Origin of the sequence: Cyclobacterium lianum (assembly GCF_900143075.1) — a bacterium.
Lineage (GTDB): Bacteria > Bacteroidota > Bacteroidia > Cytophagales > Cyclobacteriaceae > Cyclobacterium > Cyclobacterium lianum.
This window is the reverse complement of sequence record NZ_FRCY01000003.1, coordinates 310,048-330,372: the sequence shown is the minus strand read 5'-3', so window position 1 is coordinate 330,372 and position 20,325 is coordinate 310,048. Positions and strand designations below refer to the sequence as shown.

Genomic DNA, 20,325 nt, shown 5'->3' with positions numbered 1-20,325 from the left:
AACCCATGAAAAAATTTACTCCATTTAAGTTTCAAATGGTTCTCCTCCTGGGACTATTCATGTGTAATGCTATGCTTACACATGCCAATCCCGACAGGTCGATTCAACCGGAAGAATCACAATTATTCATCACCATCACCGGGACAGTGCTGGATGAAGATGGCTTGCCTGTCCCTGGTGCAACGGTGGTTATAGAAGGTTCTAATACGGGAACTGTCACTGACATTGATGGGCGATTTTCCATAGAAGCGAATGAAGGAGATATCCTTCAGGTTTCCTTTATCGGTTATCAGTCCCAGCGGATTACCATTACCAATCAAAGCAGCTTGAATATTACCCTGCAGGAAGACCAGTCGGACCTGGAGGAAGTGGTGGTAGTAGGCTATGGTACCCAGCGAAAAAGCGACCTTACCGGGGCCATATCTTCTGTGACCAGCAAGGACCTGCAGGAAACCCCAGCGGGAAATTTTCTGGAGCAATCTCAGGGCAGGCTAGCCGGCGTAGATATTGTCCGGGCCAATGGATCTCCCGGGTCTCCGGTACAGATCCGTATCAGGGGCAACCGATCCATCAATGCTTCCAACGATCCCCTGTATGTCATCGATGGTATTCCCACCAGTGCCAATATCAGTGATTTCAACCCCAATGATATTGAATCCATGGAAGTATTGAAAGATGCCAGTGCGGTGGCCATATATGGTTCCCGTGGAGCCAATGGTGTGGTTCTCATCACCACCAAAAGAGGCAAGACCGGTAAAGCGGTTATCAGCTACGATGGGTACTATGGAGTCAAACAACCCATACAGGACCTGAATCTCATGAACGGCCGGGAATTTGCCGCATATTCCAGGATAGCCAGGGGCCATGCAGGAGACGACTCCAGTTTTGACAGCAATTTTCTCGCACCCCTGGAAATCGAAAACCTGCAGGCCGGACGCTTCACCGACTGGCTGGACCTGGCGATACGCACAGGCAGCCAGCAGGATCACCAGGTGTCGGTAAGCGGAGGTACGGACAAAATCAATTATTATGTCTCCGGTTCATTCTTTAACGAAGACGGCTATATCCCCGGAACAAACTTCGAACGGACCTCGGTAAGGATCAACCTGGAGTCTCAGTTGACAGACAAACTTCGCCTTGGTCTGAGCGGAACGGTGAGTGTCAGCGAAAGAAATCAAATGTCCAATGCGCCTTACAACAACTCCCTGGGCTATTCCCCACTGGTCGGCCCGACCGATGAGGAAGGAAATTTCCTGGCCTTTCCCAATCCCCGGGAAGGATTGCTGGCCAATCCATTGCTGAATTATCAGCCTTTCCAGTATATCGATGAAACCCGCAGAAACCGGATTTTTGCCAATATTTTTGCAGAGTACCAATTCAATGAGCACCTTAAGTTTCGGGTAAATTACGGGCCAGACTTCAATCAGGCCAGACGAGGTACCTACACCGGCAGACTGGAGGGAAATATCAACAGAGGGTCAGTGAGCAATGACCTGGATTTTGCCTATACCCAGGAAAACATCCTTTCCTACGACAGGACTTTTGGCAAGCATGCACTTAATCTGGTGGGTCTTTTTTCCATCCAGGCCAGCAGGTTTGAAGGCTCCTCCTTGTCGGGACAGGATATACCTATTGAAAAATCCCTGTTCTATGATTTGGGAAGTTCCTCTACCATTACCGGAATAGGAAGTTCTCTGGGTGAATGGGGCCTGATGTCTTATATGGGACGGGTCAATTATCGATTTGACGACAAGTTTCTGTTTACGTTAACAGGCCGTGCAGACGGCTCGTCACGGCTTGCAGACGGTAATAAGTGGGCCTTTTTTCCTGCTTTTTCTGCAGGATATGTTCTAACGGAAGAAGAATTTCTGCAAGGAAGCCAGGTCTCGTTCCTTAAACTTCGAGGGGGATACGGAGAGGTTGGAAATACGGCTATCGATCCTTTTCAGACTTTGGGTGGACTGGAACGGACTACCTATATTTTTGGCTCCAATGCCGGATTTGGATATGGCAACAACCTCATCCCCAATCCGGATCTGAGATGGGAAATTTCCAAGACGGTAAATATTGGTTTGGATTATGGTTTATTTGATGACCGGATCAATGGTTCCCTGGAATATTATGTAACCAATACCAGTGACCTGCTTTTGAATCGGCTGCTGCCGATTACGTCCGGATACAACTCCGTGCTCCAAAACATAGGAAGTACCCGCAATTCAGGATGGGAATTATCCGCCAATGCGAATCTGATCAACCGCCCAGGTGGCTTCAGGTGGGATATCAATATGAATGTATTTTCCAACAGGGAACAAATTGTGGAGTTGTTTGACGGGCAGAGCGATGATGTGGGCAACCAGTGGTTTATCGGCGAGCCGGTCAATGTATTCTACAGTTTTGATCAGGCCGGTATCTGGCAAAGCGATGAAGCAGATCTGGCGGCTGATTTTGGGCAACAACCTGGAGATATTCGCATCAATGACGTAAACGGCCGGGATGCAGACGGTGAACTCACCAAAGAGCCTGATGGCAACATCAATGCGGACGACCGAAAAGTCCTGGGATCTACCGTACCCAATTGGTCCGGAGGACTGACCAACAGGATATCATTTAAAGGCTTCGACCTATCCATATTGGTACACGCCAGAATGGGTCAAATGCTAAGGAGTGATTACCATAACCTGGGTGGCAACAACTGGCAGGGCAGGTACAATTCGATCAATCTGGATTACTGGACACCGGACAATCCCACCAATGCCATACCCAGACCCAACGCGGGAGAGGCGCCCTTGTACTCGGATGCGGTGAGGTATTTTGACGGATCCTATATCAAGATCCGGAATATTGCCCTGGGTTACAATTTTGCCCCTGGATTGATCAGCAAACTGGGATTGACATCTGCCAGGATTTATTCCACGGTAAATAATGGCTTTATTTTTTCTCCCTATACGAGGGTAGATCCTGAAACGTCCAATGGCATCGTCGGCGGTGGGAGTCCCCTCACCACAGCTACATATATTTTTGGTTTGAATTTGAAATTTTAAATGATCCGAAAGATGAAAAATATATTTAAAACATTTGGATTGGTGCTCGCTCTTGGTATGGGTGCCTGTGAGGAGGTACTGGTAGAAGACCCGGTAAGTTTGGCAACAGCAGATGGGTATTATCCGACTCCCGGAGGTATAGAGGATGGCTTAAGAGCTTCCTATACCACTTTGAGAAGTTTTTATGGTCAGCAAAACGGTTTTTTCCTGACTGTGACCGGAACGGATATCTTCACCAATGGTTTTGGAGGTATCGCCAATAACCCCCATATCAACAATTACTCCCCAAATTTCCTGGGTACCAGCGGGACGGTAACCAACATCTGGAATAACCTGTATGTAGGAGTAAACCAATGCAACACGGTGGTAAACCGGGTTGAGGATGTTAGTGGTATTTCCGATCAGAGGAAGGCAGAAATTGAAGCAGAAGCCAGGTTTCTAAGGGGATTGTATTATTTCCACCTGGTACAGCAGTGGGGAGATGTACATTTTTCTCTTGAGGAAACATCAGGGGTACAGACGGAAGCCAATCGTACTCCGGAAAATACCATCTATGAGACCGGGATTCTTCCGGATCTTGAATTTGCTGTGGCCAACCTGCCCGAAAGTGCATCCGAACCAGGCAGGGCCTATAAGGCTGCAGCAGAGGGACTGCTGGCCAGGGTGCATTTGACCCGGGGTAATTGGGCAGAAGCAGAACGGCTGGCGGCTAATGTGATCAACAATTACAATTTTGAACTGGTCACTCCTTATATTGACTTGTGGGACATCAATAATGAAGACAATAGCGAGTTTATCTGGACGGTGCAGTTTACCGACGACCCATTATTGAACGGGCCCGGAAATTCTGGTCACTTGTATTTTATTTTCGATTATACCTTCAATCCTGCCATGGTCAGGGATACGGAAAATGGACGGCCTTTTCAACGCTTTTTACCCACCAACTACCTGTTTAGCCTGTACGACAGGGAAATGGACGCACGCTGGAATGGCTCTTTCAAGACCGTTTGGTACGCCAATATACCCGGGGAGATCAATGGCCAACAGGTTAATCCCGGAGACACAGCCATCCATATTGTCATGGAGCCGGTACCCGATGAAGTCAAACAGGCCGCACCCTATTGGATCATAGACTACAAAGGCAACTGGATAGGAAATGTCAGTGCCTATCAGGAAATCGGCACCAACCAGCGCCGAAACTACCCTTCGCTATTGAAATTTCTGGATCCCTTGCGGCCAAGTATCAATGAAACTGCCGGAAGAAGGGATTTTCCCGTGATGCGTCTGGCCGAAATGTACCTGATCGCCTGCGAAGCCGCCTGGAGGCAGAATAACAGCTCAGCAGCAGCCGACTACATCAATGTGTTGCGTACACGTGCAGCCTTGCCGGGAATGGAGGAGGAAATGCAAGTGGGTCCGGGAGACATTGATCTGGACTTTATCCTCGAAGAAAGGGCCAGGGAGTTGATAGGAGAAAAGCACCGCTGGTATGATTTGAAGCGAACCGGAACCTTGTTGGAAAGGGTAAGGCAGCACAATCTCGATGCAGCTCCCAATATTCAGGAAATGCACCTGGTCCGGCCCATTCCCCAGACACAAATCGACAGGGTAAGCAATCCGGGAGAATTTCCGCAAAATCCCGGTTATTGATAATCGATTAAAAATGGAGGACCCCGGCACAGTATCCGGGGCCTCTTCTTTTTAGATGGTATGAGATCTCAATATTGAAGCAAGGGCTAATTTTAAAATATCTTTACAACCAATCCTCTCCTCAAATTTCAATGAAAAGAAATCCAATATGGCTGTTTTTTGGTTCTGATATTGAGCTGTCAACCACAAAGTGAAACCAAAGAAGATAACAGACCTGATATTGTCATTATCATGGCAACCTGTTTGGAATTAGGCAATACGGCGTATCCGGAACGCTACCAGGGAAACCAACTAAAACCCCTGAGAGGGAAAAGTCTTGTACCTGTTTTTAAAGGGGAGCGAATGGAGCAAAACCGGGAATTGTATTGGGAGCACTTTGGGCATCAGGCCATGCGACAAGGGAAATGGAAAATCATTTCCAAAGCACCGCAATTTGACTGGGAATTATTTGACCTGGAAAAGGACCCCACTGAACTCAACGAAATCGGCGCAGAAAACCCGGAAATACTTGAGGAAATGATCCAGGATTACGCTGATTGGGCGGAAGATGTAGGTGTCAGGTATTGATATTCAATAGCGGGTAACTGTATTGTAATGTAGGATGCTTTAATTTTATCAGGATCAATAGAATGGAATCATCACATTAGAAAAAATAACCCAAATGACCTACTTCCCTAAGGATATGTTATTCAGAATCATCAGTGAAAGTTAACTCCAAAGATTCCTTGTTATTTGCAAGGTGGGTTAAATTCAAATATTGCAATAGGTTGATTAGGCCAATTAAGGTATAAAGCGCATACAGGTCACAGGATTTTTATTTAGATTTAACCACCAGGATCAGCAAAGCAGGCAAAGGGTCGGATAAAGATAGCAACAGATTAAACTTCTGGTTCAGTTGGAAAAAACTTTTATTTCAACGGATATTGCTTTATGCTGTGCTATGATCCGGTTTCTGATCACATCAACTGTACCCATATAAAACCCAATTACCAATGAACAAAGCAAACAGAAGGGGATTTTTCAAGAAAACAGGGCTGAGCCTTCTTTCCCTAATGGCCATTCCAAAAGTAATTTCCCAACCCTTTCAAAAACTATTGGACCTGATTTCAAAGACCAATACAGGTGTTTATTTCACCAATGGATTTAAAATTGCTGAGGTAAGTAAAGAATCAGCCATGCTCTGGACCCGGCTTTGCGGTCAGGAATTTCCCCAGCCCGTGCGCCATCAGCGGCAGGAGAAAGTATTCCGTCATCCCATAGATTTTGATGAAGAACAACCTGTGGCTGAAATGGATGGAGCGGTATCGGGATCCCCGGGCCTGGTGAGGGCAAAGGTTTTAACCAAAAGTGGGCGCTCAGTTTACAACTCTTCCTGGCAGGCTGCGGACGCGGCTGAAGATTTTACCGTAAAAATACCCATAAAAGGACTTCAGCCGAATACGGCTTATCAGGTGGAATGGGAGGCAAAACCGGCAGCGAATGGTGCTATCAGGAAAGAATCCGGCAGTTTCACAACGCCTCCTTACGATACACAACCTGCTCCTGTATTTTTCACCACCTCTACCTGCCAGTATTTCTGGAGTTTTGATGATGAGCGTAGGGGATTTCAGACGTACGATAGCATGCGACGGCTGCAGCCGGATTTTTTTATCCATACCGGCGACTACATCTATTACGATAAGCCCGGACCCCTGGCCAAAAACCTGGAGAAGGCCCGGCACAAATGGCATGCCATGGATGGCTGGTTGTCCCTCAGGGATTTTTACAGGGAAGTTCCGGTATATATGGTCAAAGACGACCACGATTTGCTGAAAGATGACATGTACCGGGGAAAAGGGCCTTATGGCGACCTTACCTTTGATGATGGGCTAAAACTTTGGTATGAAAATGTGCCCATAGAGGGGAAGCCTTACCGGACGCTTCGCTGGGGTAGGGACCTGCAGGTATGGCTGGTAGAAGGAAGGGAATACCGCTCTGAAAACACCAGGGAAGATGGTCCTGAGAAGACCATTTGGGGAGAAGAACAAAAGGAATGGTTTCAGGAAAGCGTGGAAGCCTCGGATGCCACCTTCAAGATCCTGTTTACCGCCACTCCGGTAGTCGGGCCTGACCGGGAAAATAAAACAGACAACCATGCCAATGAGAGTTTTCGGCACGAGGGGGAGTGGTTGCGAAATTTTCTTTCAAGCCAGCCCAATATGTATGTGGTCAATGGGGACAGGCATTGGCAATATGTGTCACAGGATAAGGAGACCGGCTTGATGGAATTTGGATCGGGTCCGGTAAGCGATTTCCATTCCCAGGGCTGGAAGGAGGGAGATGTGCGTCCGGAGCATCGGTTTTTGCGACTCAAAGGGGGATTTTTAAGTATTCGGGTTGCCCGCCAAAACGGAAAACCTGAAATCCTTTTCGAGCATCGGGATGTCTTGGGAGAAGTAGTGCATGAGGAACGGTTTGTGGGTTGAGTCAGGAAATTCACTGCGAAGTTTTGCCGCCCGCTGGATATTGTGACAATTTTTTATTTAATTTAATCCTGCTTGAATGATCTGGATGAAGTGAGAAAGCATTCCAAACGTAAAGAATCCGAAATCGTGCTGCTGCTCCGGCAGGGTGACAAATCGGCTTTTGATGAACTCTATCAAAGGTACGTGGATAAAATGCTGGGCTTTGCAGATACATTTTTAGGAGATCCCGATGAATCAGAAGAAGTGGTGCAGGTCATATTTGTCAACATTTGGGAAAAAAGAAAGCAACTGGATCCTGGTAAAAATATCGGGGCTTACCTTTTCCGATCCTTGAAAAACCAGATACTAAACCACCTGCGCAATATCAGCAGACATTGTCAGCTTACTGCAATTCCAGTCGAATCCCAGATGGATGGTGCAGATATTCTACGACAAATTTGTGTTCAGGAAAGCAAGCTGCAGGTCATGAGCAGCATTGGAGAAATGCCAGAGGTACAACAGCGGGTTTTTCTGCTCAGCCGGGTGGAGGGCATGAGCAATAGGGAGATAGCAAAAAAATTAAAACTTTCTGTTCGGACGATAGAACATCATTTATATTTGGGAAAGAAGTTTTTCAAGGGAAAAAATTTAGATAAATTGGTGTTTATTTTTTGTTTTGGAATATATAATTTGGTTATTATGCTCTTCTAATTTCTTTTTTATTTGCGGCGCTGCAATTTTTTCAGCATTCCGTTAAGTATTATTTTTAGTGCCTGTGTATTCTAAGTAAAGCAAGACTACATTGGACAAAAGTATTATCAGGCGATTTATCCATGGGCAGGCAAGTCCTTCCGAGACCAAGCGGGTCAAAGACTGGCTGAGCAAACCAGGCTCAGACCGGGAATTGGAAGAAATACTGGAAGAGGTGTGGAGGCAGCAAGAAGAAATCCCGGCAAATTCTGAACGCCGGGATCGACTTCTTTCACGGATCAATATCGGTATTGCCAAGAGAGCGCCTATTGAAAAAAAACCATTATTTCATCCGGCATTAATTCGGTCTGCAGCAGTCTGGCTCTTTATCATCGGTCTTGCATTCCTGGGATTTAAGGTAATACAAGACCATGCTCAGGCTCCTGAGCTTTCACCTGAGCCGGTGCAATGGGTAGAAAGAACGGTGCGACCTGGTCAGAAATTGGCCTTGGAGCTTTCAGACGACAGCAAGGTTTGGGTAAACGCCAATTCAAAAATCCGCTTTCCAAATAGATTTTCTAGAGATTCCAGAGAAGTTTTTCTGGAGGGAGAAGCCTTTTTTGAAGTAAGCCACGATGCAAACCGACCATTCAGGGTTCATTCCGGGGAATTGACTACGGAAGTATTAGGAACAAAATTTAATGTGAAATCACATCAAAATAAAACGGATGTGGCCCTGCTGGACGGGAAAGTGAAAGTGAGAACCAGTCGTACTGAAGATGGCTTCCTTTTGCTGGACCCGGGTCAGATGGCTGCTTTTCGCCAGGATAACCCGGAAAAGCTTCAGCGTACCACATTCGAAAATAGAGATCCGTTTCTTTGGAAAGATGGACTGATCCATTACAAAAACGAAAAATTTAAAGAGGTAATAAGCTCGCTTGAAACCTGGTACGGGGTATCTGTCAGGACGACTGGAAACCTTGACCTGAACAGAACCGTTTCCGGCACCTTTTCTAATGACAATCTCGACAATATGCTTACAGGTCTGGGATTTACCCTGAATTTCACACACCATATTGAAAATGATATCGTCACCATTTATCCCCAATAGCCTATGAAAAAAAAATGCAGGATAAACCTTTCCATCGCCAAATGTCCTGGTTTACCCTGCCCGCTTTTATTATGTATCAACAATAAAAACATGTCAAATTATGAAAAGAAACATACTTTACCTAATCAAGATGGTATCACGTCAACTCTTGTATGGATTGGTACTTCAGTCCCTCTTCCTGACCACCCTGCTGGCCAACGATACGGAAGCACAAATCAAGCCCATCGATGAAACCTTTATTAGTCTGGAAAAGACAGAATGGCCAATTGCAGCCATTATCAGGGAGCTGGAAGCCAAAACACAGTATCATGTGATTTTTGCGGACGATTTAATAGATCCTGATCAATACATCACCCTCCAGCCGGGAAAGCATTCTGTTTACTCCTTACTGGCTGAAATTTCCAGCGTATCGCAGCTGAAGTTCAAACAGGTGAACAACACCATTTATGTGGGATCTTTAAAGAACATCCGGAAAGTTGATCTACACGAGTCTGAAATGGATGACCCGATCAGCGGAATTGTAAAAAGCGCAAGCGGCGAGCCTATTCCGGGAGCCACCGTAGTTATCGAAGGAATGTCTACCGGCACAGTCACCGACATAGATGGTACCTTCCAGTTAGATGTGCCTGAGGGTGGAGTGATTCTGATATCTTTCATCGGATACCAATCCCAACGGATCGTACCCGGAAACCGTACGCAGTTGGAAATTATACTGGAGGAAGACCAAACTTCCCTGGACGAAGTGGTAGTAGTTGGCTATGGTGTTCAGGAAAAATTGTCGGTTACCAATTCCCTGGCAGCCGTTTCGGGAGAGGTATTGGAAAAAAGGCCGGTAGCAGATTTCCAGCAGTCTTTGCAGGGTTTTGCCCCGGGAGTGACCGTAGTCGACCAGGGCGGCCGGCCAGGCAACAACAATATCAATATCCGCATCAGGGGTATCACTACGCTGGGCAATAACAATCCTTTGATCATCGTAGACGGTATTGAGCAGCGAATCAATGATATCAATCCCAACGATATTGAATCGGTGACTGTACTCAAGGATGCTTCTTCGGCTGCCATATATGGATCAAGGGCTGCCAACGGCGTTGTTCTGGTCACCACCAGAAGAGGAAAAGAAGGGAGAATCAGTGTAGCCTATGACGGTTACTACGCACTACAGGATGTGACCAACCGCCCCGAACACATGGATGTGGAAAGTTACCTGCGCCTGGAAAACGTCGCTCATGCCAATGCCGGCAGGGCATTGCCTTATACTGAGGAGGCTATTCAGGAGTACGTGGCCAATGCCCCCAGCCCGGAATTTCCGCTGCCCTATCCTTACTGGAGAAGAGATGAACTGGGCATGCTGAAGGTAGCACCCCAGCAAAACCATACCCTTTCTGTGAGCGGAGGGGGAGAATCCTTCAGTGGCCGTTTCAGCGTACGCCATCAGAATATTGATGGAGTAGCTCCAAACTTCAGCGATAAATTAAATGAGTTTCGGATCAACCTGGACTTAAAAGCTTCCGAAAAAATCAGGTTTTCGGGAGATCTGAATTACAGAACCAAGGAGTCCATGCAGCCTGCCGGTCTTTCCGCCTCCGGCGACGGGGAAGCCAGGGTATTTCAATACATGCTGCATGCGAGCAAGTTTTCCTGGCCCAGGTATGAAACCGGTGAATACGGGCTGGGTCCTCAGGTAAACAATCCGCTGATTTTCGCAGAATTGACCGGGGAGAGCCGGACACTCAATGACTACATTACCGGAAGTATTAAGTTTGACTATGACATTTTGCCTGGCCTCACTTTTTCTACCCAGTATGCCATGCGGAATGACCATACGCAGATCAAGACATTTTCTGACCGGTATTTCAATCGGGATCCCCTAAACGGCCGGGTCGCCCAGCGCCAGGTCAATCGCCTTACCGAATTCAGGAGGTACCTGACCGAATACACCCTGAACAGCCTGCTCACCTACCAAAAGGATATAGGAGCGCACAAATTTACAGGTCTGCTGGGCTATTCTACCATAGACAACCGAAGCAACCAGGTAAGCGGCTTCCGCCAGGAATTTTACAACAATGACGTGCAATCGCTGAGCCAGGGTTCCAATGAAAATCGGGATGCCAACGGTTTTGATGCCGAATGGGGCCTGAGATCCTATTTTGCCCGATTCAATTACAATTACAACAACAAATACTTCTTTGAACTCAACGGCAGGTATGATGGATCTTCCAGGTTTAGTGAGGACAATCGTTACAGCTTTTTCCCTTCTTTTTCAGCAGGATGGAGGCTTTCGGAAGAAAACTTCTGGCTCGACCTCAGGGAAACCGTTAACGAGTTCAAGCTGCGGGGGTCCAGGGGCGCGACCGGCAATCAGGCGGTAGGTTTGTATACCTATTTTGAAACCCTGAGCGCCATCAATTACTCCTTTGATGAGTCCCCCGTGCAGGGTTTTGCCCAGTCCAATCTGGCCAATCAAAACCTTACCTGGGAGACTACCTATCAGACCAATATCGGTTTTGATATGGGACTCTTCGATGACAGACTATCAGTGACATTTGATTATTACAATAAACTTACCGATGGTATTCTCCTGCAGTTGCCCATACCTGCTTTGATCGGCCTGGGTGCTCCCGTCCAGAATGCCGGTAAAGTCAGGAATGAAGGATATGAAATCGGATTAAATCTTAGGGGTGGCCAGAAGCTGACCTATGACCTGGGTTTCAACTTTAGTGACAATACGAACGAGGTAATGGACCTCGTCGATTCCGGGCCTTACATTTCGGGCGGTACTACAGGTCCCCGATTCATTATAGAAGAAGGTTTGCCAATCAATTCCCATTGGGGCTATCTGACAGATGGCGTATTTCAAACCCAGGAAGCTGCTGACAATTATCCAACCCTTCGGCCCAACTCTGCTCCGGGTGATGTCAAATACCTGGATGTAAACGAAGACGGAATTATCAATGAGGAAGACCACCAGTACCTTGGCCTGTCCTTTCCGAGATTTGATTTCGGACTGAACGGAACATTTACCTATGGTAATTTTGACCTGTTCCTGCAGTTTCAGGGAGCAGCGGGACACAAGACCAGATTGGATGGGGCCTTTCAGCAGATCGCTACCTACGAAACCTTTACCCATGCCATTTACACGGATAACTACTGGACACCGGAAAATCCAAATGCCGAGTTTCCACGGCCCATTAAAGGAGATGGTAGAAATTTTCAGACCTCCGATACACAATTGATAGACGCTTCCTACCTGCGGTTAAAGAATATTGTACTGGGCTACAGCCTGCCTGCTGCAATCATCGATAAGCTGTCCGTCCAGCGCATCCGCCTGTATGTGGGCGCTACCAATGTATTGACTTTTTCAGAACTGAATCGCTGGGACCTTGATCCGGAAATACCTTCCGGCAGGGGTCAGTACTATCCTCAGGTTAGTATGTATTCACTGGGAGCTAATGTTCGATTTTAAACAAGATTTGAGATGAAAAAATATAGCAATATAATCGTATGGATTTCCTCATTTTCTTTGACATGGATGGCTTGTCAACCCGATTTGCTGGAAACCATACCCAACGATAGAATTTCCAAAGAAATTTTCTGGCAAACCCTCGAAGATGCAGGTTTTGCTGCCAATGCGGTCTATCCGACGCTTGACGGAACCAGCATCTTTTCTTACGATGGCCTTTCGGATCACCTGCTGACCAACCATCCATTCAATGCCAATGTGGATTTGCAGCGGGGTTTTGGCACCATCGCTTCCGGCCGTTATTTCAACGAATGGCAAGATGCTTATCAGGCGATTCGCAGGGCAAACGACTTTATGGACAACATTGATCAGGTAGAAGAGAATGACCAGGATGCCATCAACCGGCTCAAAGGGGAAGTAATGACACTCAGGGCCTACCACTATATCAAGCTGGCCATGCTATTCGGGGACGTGCCCCTGCTTACCTCAGGGATTGATATCGAAACCGGAAGATCTGTGACGCGTACACCGGTAGAGGAAATATGGAATTTTGTTTCTTCAGAGCTGGCCCAGGCAGCTGATTGGTTACCCTACCAGAATGGAAGCCGGATAGGAAAGGGAGCGGCGCTGGGGCTTCGTGCCAGGGCCATGCTCTATGCCGGAAGATATGCGGAAGCTGCAACGGCAGCCAAAACCATCATTGATAGTCAGGAGTATACGCTTTATCCGGACTATTTCGAATTGTTTCAGTATGAAGGTGAAAACAGCCAGGAGGTGATTTTGGCCAGAGAATTTGCCGCTGATGTCAATTCACATAACATTTATGCCACTGCCGCACCCTGGAGCCAGATTCCCGGTAGTACCGGAAGCCTTTACGTTCCTACACAAGCCATGATCGACTTGTATCCCATGGCCAATGGCCTGCCGATCAGTGATCCCCAGAGTGGATATGATCCGCGGAATCCTTTGGAAAACAGGGATCCCCGCTTGTATCATTCAGTATTTATCTCCGAACGTACCCCTTTGCCTGACGGCGGCACTTATGGATCTACGCCGGGGACGGACGGCTCGGATGCCGTTCAGATCACCGTTTATTCCACGGCCACCGGATACAATATCCGCAAATACGTTGATGAAGAGGACTACACCAATCCTTCCAATTCCGGACTGAATATCATTCTGATGCGCTATGCGGAGGTACTACTGACTTATGCAGAGGCAAAGATCGAGCTGGGTGAGATCGATCAGACAGTATATGATGCCATCAATGAAGTCCGGGAGCGGGAAAGCGTCGATCTGCCTCCGGTTATGCCGCAAATGGCGGCTACCACCGCAGAATTACGCGATATCGTTCGGAGAGAACGATCGGTAGAACTGGCTTTCGAAGGTTTCCGTTTGTTTGATATCCGCAGATGGGAGCTGGCAGAGGATGTCATGCCGGGAGTACCCATGGGTAGGTATTATGAGGAAGATGGAGAGTGGAAACAGATCCGTCTCGATGGATTTGACAGGTCCTTTGACCCCGGCAGGGACTACCTTTGGCCCATTCCCCAGCGGGAGCGGGAGTTGAATACCAATCTGACACAAAACGCAGGCTATTGATTTAAAGATCCCTCCATTTTATCAGGAGGGATCTTTTTCCATTTTTCAATTAACAAGCCATAACAAACGAGACATGATCAAAAAATATTTACTGATTGGATTGTTCCTGATGGGTTGGTTTTCCGCCATTGGCCAGACTGCTAAAAAGCCGAATGTGTTGTTTATCATTTCGGATGACCTGACCACTACCGCGGTATCTTCCTATGAAAACAGTGCCGGATACACCCCCAATATTGACCGGTTGGCCAGTGAGGGTACGCGTTTTACCAGGGCTTATTGTCAATATCCCGTCTGCGGCCCCTCCCGCGCTTCGATGATGTCGGGCTATTACCCACATGCTACCGGCACCTTTGGCTACGTCAGTGGAAGGGAAAATATCGGACCGGATAAGAAAATGTGGCCACAACTGTTTAAGGAAAATGGCTGGCATACCGCCCGTGTGAGTAAAATTTTCCACATGGGCGTACCCGGAGATATCGAGAAAGGCTCCAACGGTACGGATGATGAAGCCTCCTGGAATGAACGGTACAATAGCCAGGGTCCGGAATGGACTGCAGCAGGAGAGGCCGAGCTGGTGCAAAACAACCCATTTGGCTTATTGCCCAGGAAGGGGGGAAATGTCATGACCATCGTTAAAGCAGATGGAGATGACGGGGTACACTCCGATGGGAAAACAGCACAGAAAGCAACTGAACTGATCCGAAAACTCAAGGACGAGCCATTTTTTCTGGCTGTAGGGCTGGTGAGGCCTCATGTTCCTTTTGTTGCTCCAAAAAACTACTTTGACCGATATCCTTATGAGCAGGTAGTGTTGCCTCCTAAGGTACTGGGAGATTGGGATGATATTCCGGAAAAGGGTATCAACTATGTCACCACGCTGAATGCGAAAATGACGGAAGCGCAGCAGAAAAAGGCGATAGCAGCCTATTATGCATCTGTTACTTATATGGATGCACAGGTCGGAAAGATACTGCAAACCCTGGAGGAAGAGGGATTGGAAGACAATACCATTGTGGTCTTCACATCAGACCATGGCTTTCACCTGGGCGAACACGATTTCTGGATGAAAGTCAGTCTGAAGGAAGAGTCTTCCAGAGTGCCTTTGATCGTGAAAGTTCCGGGAAAGGAAGCACAGGTCTGCGATTCATTTGTAGAATTGATTGATCTGTATCCTACCATAGCCGAACTAGCGGGTGTCGAACCGGAAGATGAGATTCAGGGAATAAGCTTTGCCCGGACATTGGAAGATCCAACCCATCAAACCAGAGATTTTGCTTTCTCGGTCAATGTCTGGAGGGGAACCCATACGTTTCTGATCCGAAACCAGAAATGGGCATTTATCCAGTACGGCGAGAATGGTGAGGAAGGGATGGAATTGTTTGATATGGAAATAGATCCGAAACAATACACCAACCTGGCCCATTTTCCAGCTTACCGGCATAGGGTAGAAGAGATGCAGGAAATCCTCCGGCAAAAGCTCCGGAAACTTCGGGAAAATGACCTTCCGGAGACAGATAGCAATACCTGAATCCTGGGGAGCCTGACAGGGGATAGGGAAAACAATCTTCTAAAGGTAACCATTGGTGCCGCATCAAAAAGGTACTTTGAATAATAATGAAGCCGGAAGCGACCATGCTGGGACAGCCAAATCAGCAGATGAACAGACATGAAAACCCGGCAAATTTTCGGAATAGGGTGCAAAATGGTATATTTATTTTTCCGAAAATGGGTTAACTTAAGCCTATGACACAAAAACCACAACTTTAAAATTGTAATGAGAGGAAAACCGGTTAATCGATTGTCAACCCAGGGATTGTTGCTCCTGGTCTTTTGTTGCATCTGGCTAAGGCCGCTGGCGCTATCAGGCCAGAATGCAGACCCGGCCCCCAACATCCTGATCATTACGGTAGACAATATCGGTTATGGAGACCTCAGCCCGTTTAATCCGAATTCGGCCATCATCACCCCAAACCTGAACAGGCTTGCCAGCCAGGGCGCCAGGTTAACCAACTTCTACACCGCATCCCCTACCTGTACTGCCTCTCGTGCCACGATGCTGACCGGAAGGATCCCCCAGCGAAACAAATTGGACAAACAATTGGTAGGTCTGGAGGGCAACTACGGGATAGGCCTCCCGCACTCCGAGATCATATTGCCTCAGGTAGTAAAAAAAAGCCCCCATGGATACGCCACTGCGGCCTTTGGTAAATGGAACATTGGTTTCGCTCCAGGGTCCCGGCCCACCGAAAGAGGCTTCGATGAATTTCTGGGCATCGCTTCCGGAAATGCCGACCATTTCACACATGTCTATGCCGGAAGGAAAGATTTATACCACAACACCAACGCCATCAACAGGCATGGACAATACAGTACGGATTTATTTGCTGATGCTGCCATTGATTTTATCCGGGAGAAATCTTCCGGAAACACTCCCTGGATGGTTTACCTTCCCTTCGATGCACCTCATCATCCGGGAGACAGAAATATCGAACCCGGAGAGGCCAATATCTGGAAAGCACCAGACCACGCTTTTGAACCCTATGATTTCAGCCCGGAGGAAACGGATCCCGGAAAGAGGTTTCAGGCGGTAGTGACAGCCATTGATATGGCCGTCGGCAGGTTAATGGTTCATTTAGAGGAGCTGGGTGTGGCAGACAACACCTTTGTGTTTTTTTACTCAGACAATGGCGCATTTTATCCCTATCTGGATATCCAATCCAATGCTCCATTTCGCGGTGCCGGAGTGACCTTATGGGAGGGAGGTATCCATGTTCCTGCCATAGCCCGGTGGCCGGGAAAAATAAAGGCCAACTCCACAATTGCCACCCGGCTCTGGTCGCCGGATATCTTCGTGGGTGTAGCAGCGCTTACAGCGGCAGAAATGCCGCAGGACAGGTTTATAGACGGCAAGAATTTCCTTCCCGTACTTACCGGCCAGACCATTCATTCCCCTCATGCTGCTTTGTACTTTGCCTACCAGTCCCAGCAGGCCCTCATTTGGGGCGATTATAAGATAATAAGGGAGAAGCCAGAGGATTCCTGGATGCTGTTTAATCTCCGCGAAGACCCGTCCGAATCCAGAGATCTAGCTGGTGGAAGCCCCGACCTCGTCCGCAAAATGGAGGAGCCCCACCGGTTGATTGAAAACGAAATCAGCAGCTATCTGCAAAGAGAGAAAAAGAGCCTACATATACAAGCCCGAAAAAAGTAACCAACCTATGAGAAAAATCATCCAAAACCTGAAATACATATTCCTTACGGCATTGCTTCCGGCGACAATTTCCTGCCAGCAGCAAGCTGAAGAACAAGCAGAACCCAATTTGCCAAATGTAGTCCTGCTATTGGGGGATGACCATGGCTGGGATGAGACCGGCTATAACGGGCACCCCTACCTTCACACGCCTGTCCTGGATGAAATGGCAGCCGGCGGGTTGCGTCTGGATCGGTTTTATTCTGCCTCTCCGGTATGTTCGCCCACGCGCGGAAGCATCATTACCGGACGTCACCCCAATCGATATGGGACCTTCACTCCCGGATATTCTATCCGTCCGGAGGAAATCAGTATCGCCAGCCTGATGAAAGCAGCCGGCTATGCGACGGCCCATTACGGCAAATGGCATCTTGGACCTGTAAAATCCTCATCGCCCACCAATCCTGCGGCTATGGGTTTTGAAGAATACCTTTCACATGACAATTTCTTTGAAATGGATCCGCCTCTGTCCCGCAATGGCGCCGAACCGGTGATATTTGAGGGCGAAAGTTCCGAAGTACTTGTTGATGAAGCCCGGAAATTTATGGACAAAGCACTTGAGCAGGACAAACCATTTTTTGTGGTCATCTGGTACGGATCGCCACATGAGCCTTACAGCGGTACTGAAGAAGATCTCGCGTTATATGCCGACCTGCCGGAGGATTTTGGCGACCGTATGGTGCGGCTGACCTCCAACGAAACCGGTGCACCTGTAGAGCGCCTCCAAAGGGAGGTCTTGCAGGAACGTTTTGCAGAAATTACTGCCATGGACAGGTCTATTGGCCAGTTGAGAGATTACCTGGACGAAACGGGTCAAAGAGACAATACCTTGCTTTGGTATTTTGGAGACAACGGTACGCCCCAGGAGGGCAATGCTACCGTACCCTTTCGCGAACAAAAAGGGTCTATATACGAAGGAGGGATACGGGTACCAGCTGTATTGGAATGGCCTGCCCGAATCGATCAAAACATGATCAGTGATACCCACGCAGTTTCCTCCGATGTATTACCGACCTTGTTGGATATCCTCGGATCTGATTTACCTGAGCGACCAATAGATGGCATAAGTTTACTGCCTTTATTTGAGACTAATATGGACCAAAGGCCAGAGCCCATCGCTTTCTGGAACGGCCGGCCAAGAAATGGTGGGGAGGGATTGGAAGATTACATCGATCCGGAGCTTCAGAAAGGCACTACCCCCCTGGTCAAACTAATGAATGGGATAGCTACCAGAAATTTCAGAAATTACCAGTATCCAGATATTCGGGAGGAAGATTTCTCAGGCCCGAGAGCTTTGCTCGACAACCAATACAAACTGGTAATTCATGGTGACACGGGTGAGGATGCCCGAAGAGAATTGTTTGACATTCATGCCGACCCTGCCGAGGAAAACAATTTGATGGACCACCATCCGGAGATTGCCGGCAAGATGGAAGAACAACTCAGGGCCTGGCAACAGTCCGTATTGGAAAGCCTTACGGGAGCAGATTACAAGTAATATTATCGACCGGGGAAATCCACTACTTTAGCCTGCTGCGCCTTTTGATGAGAAATCTGTTTGGATTGTCCATCTGCGGTGATCTGGTAATCTCCGTAAAAGGCTGGAATAACAAGTGTGCCTGTAGCATCGGTGATACCCGTTGTACTTGTCCACCAGACGTCAAAAATCAGGTTTTGATAGGCCCTTGCGGCCGGGGTGGCCTGCCAATCCCGGGTATACAGGGAGGAGGCAGGGATCCAGTTGACGCCCTCCCAAAAGCCCCACATCAGGATTCCCTCTACCGCAGGATGGGCAAAGCAAATGCGGTAATAGTCTACCAGTTCCGTTGCATTTCGGAATGCTTCCTCCGGGCTCATTTTCCGATCCGTATCTTTATAGAATTCAGAACGCTGGCCGGGCATGTTGAACTCTGTGATCCGTATGGGTAGGCCGAATTGAGCCAGGGAGTCCAGGCTTGCCTGCAATGCCTGCCGGTCAAATGTACTGCCATGCAGGTGACCCTGCACGCCTATACCGGCAATGGGAACCTGCTGTGCCAGCAGATCCCTGATTTGGGCGAGGTAATCATTCAGGCGGTTTCCTGTCAGGATATCATAATCGTTGAGGTACAGTTTGGCCTCAGGGTCTCCTTCCAGCACCCAACGGGCCATTTTCGCAGTAATTTCCGGTCCGAGCCTCTCCTCATAATAATTGCCATGGATCATCTCATTGTTCAGGTCATATTCCACAAATCTCCCCCGGTAGCGGCGGGCGATGGATATGGCCCTTTCCCTGATGGTACTTTCCAGCTCGGCATCGCTTAGTTCTTTCACCCAGGGCTGCACAAACTTGTCTATGCCCCAGAATAAATTGTGTCCCCTGAGCGGTATATCATTCTCCTCCGTCCACTGCAGGATTCCTTCTACCGTCTGGTGGTTTACCTGCCCCTTTTCGGGTTCCATACTGGCCCATTTCAGGGCATTTTCGGTCACTGCACTGTTGAAATTTTCTAAGAAATACTTTTTGTACTGCTCCAGATCATCCGGACGCATCCTGCCCGATCCCAGGCCATTGGCAATTGCGGCCCCAAACCAGAATTCGTGGGAAACCTGCTTAATGGTGACTTCGGTTCCCGGTTCGGCCCTGATGGTCAACAGGCCCTTGCGGTGTTGCGCAATGGACTCATCAAGGCTCTGGGCATCAACCGGCCTGTTCAGGATGCAGCTCAGGCTCAGGAAAACAAATAGGAATGGTTTGCGGATCATGGTTATAATAGGTTTTAATTCAGCAGGGAATGTACGATTTTTTTAAAACAGGTAAAAATTTACAGAGCTGATAGTAATTGGAAGCCTGACAGGTTTCGTATCCGGGAAGGCTTTTTAAAGCACCAAGCCTTTCTTTCCATTCTTTTGAATCACATAAAAAATGGATTCGCCAAAAATCATTCCCAGTGGAAATAAACCGTTGCCACGCCAATTGGCATCCCACTTAGCGATGCAAACCTAAAAGGGAATATTTTTTAAGATTCTTCTATGGCTGGCACCAGGAAGAAAACCTGATAGAAGAAAAATGAATCTCTGATGAATTATGATTTGAA

Annotated in this window: 12 protein-coding genes; 11 read left to right on the top strand and 1 reads right to left on the bottom strand. The window is 47.9% G+C overall.

The annotated features are described in order from the left end of the window. The first annotated feature begins 5 nt into the window (after positions 1-5). The 11 genes from BUB19_RS06340 (at position 6) to BUB19_RS06290 (ending at position 18,746) form a co-directional block, all read left to right on the top strand. Complete coding sequence (locus tag BUB19_RS06340; RefSeq protein WP_178371445.1) at positions 6-3,041, top strand: SusC/RagA family TonB-linked outer membrane protein; 3,036 nt, start codon at positions 6-8, stop codon at positions 3,039-3,041. A 12-nt stretch (positions 3,042-3,053) separates the two neighbouring features. Next, the gene (locus BUB19_RS06335; RefSeq protein ID WP_073093815.1) at positions 3,054-4,691 is read left to right on the top strand and encodes a RagB/SusD family nutrient uptake outer membrane protein; all 1,638 of its coding nucleotides are present in this window, start codon (positions 3,054-3,056) and stop codon (positions 4,689-4,691) included. A gap of 231 nt (positions 4,692-4,922) precedes the next feature. Next, the gene (locus BUB19_RS06330) at positions 4,923-5,258 is read left to right on the top strand and encodes a sulfatase/phosphatase domain-containing protein (RefSeq protein ID WP_143155921.1); all 336 of its coding nucleotides are present in this window, start codon (positions 4,923-4,925) and stop codon (positions 5,256-5,258) included. Between the two features lie 425 nt (positions 5,259-5,683). Further along, the gene (locus BUB19_RS06325) at positions 5,684-7,156 is read left to right on the top strand and encodes an alkaline phosphatase D family protein (RefSeq protein ID WP_073093683.1); all 1,473 of its coding nucleotides are present in this window, start codon (positions 5,684-5,686) and stop codon (positions 7,154-7,156) included. A gap of 72 nt (positions 7,157-7,228) precedes the next feature. Beyond that, positions 7,229-7,846 (top strand): RNA polymerase sigma-70 factor, encoded by a 618-nt coding sequence (locus BUB19_RS06320; protein ID WP_073093682.1) that lies wholly within the window; start codon positions 7,229-7,231, stop codon positions 7,844-7,846. Between the two features lie 91 nt (positions 7,847-7,937). Beyond that, positions 7,938-8,936, top strand: coding sequence for a FecR family protein (locus BUB19_RS06315; protein WP_073093681.1), 999 nt, complete (start codon positions 7,938-7,940; stop codon positions 8,934-8,936). A gap of 100 nt (positions 8,937-9,036) precedes the next feature. After that, positions 9,037-12,399 carry a SusC/RagA family TonB-linked outer membrane protein gene (locus tag BUB19_RS06310; protein WP_073093680.1) on the top strand — a complete coding sequence of 1,121 codons (3,363 nt, stop codon included), beginning with the start codon at positions 9,037-9,039 and terminating at the stop codon, positions 12,397-12,399. A 12-nt stretch (positions 12,400-12,411) separates the two neighbouring features. Further along, the gene (locus tag BUB19_RS06305) at positions 12,412-13,998 is read left to right on the top strand and encodes a RagB/SusD family nutrient uptake outer membrane protein (RefSeq protein ID WP_073093679.1); all 1,587 of its coding nucleotides are present in this window, start codon (positions 12,412-12,414) and stop codon (positions 13,996-13,998) included. A gap of 73 nt (positions 13,999-14,071) precedes the next feature. Continuing rightward, entirely contained in the window at positions 14,072-15,526 is a 1,455-nt protein-coding gene (locus BUB19_RS06300; protein ID WP_084097023.1) for a sulfatase, read from the top strand. Between the two features lie 246 nt (positions 15,527-15,772). Then, a complete protein-coding gene (locus BUB19_RS06295) occupies positions 15,773-17,209 on the top strand; it encodes a sulfatase-like hydrolase/transferase (protein WP_073093677.1) in 1,437 nt (478 codons plus the stop codon). Positions 17,210-17,216: 7 nt separating this feature from the next. Continuing rightward, positions 17,217-18,746, top strand: coding sequence for a sulfatase family protein (locus tag BUB19_RS06290; protein WP_073093676.1), 1,530 nt, complete (start codon positions 17,217-17,219; stop codon positions 18,744-18,746). A gap of 2 nt (positions 18,747-18,748) precedes the next feature. On the opposite strand, the gene BUB19_RS06285 is transcribed toward BUB19_RS06290, so the two are convergent. Then, positions 18,749-19,993, bottom strand: coding sequence for an endo-1,4-beta-xylanase (locus BUB19_RS06285; protein WP_084097021.1), 1,245 nt, complete (start codon positions 19,991-19,993; stop codon positions 18,749-18,751). Between the last annotated feature and the right edge of the window lie 332 nt (positions 19,994-20,325).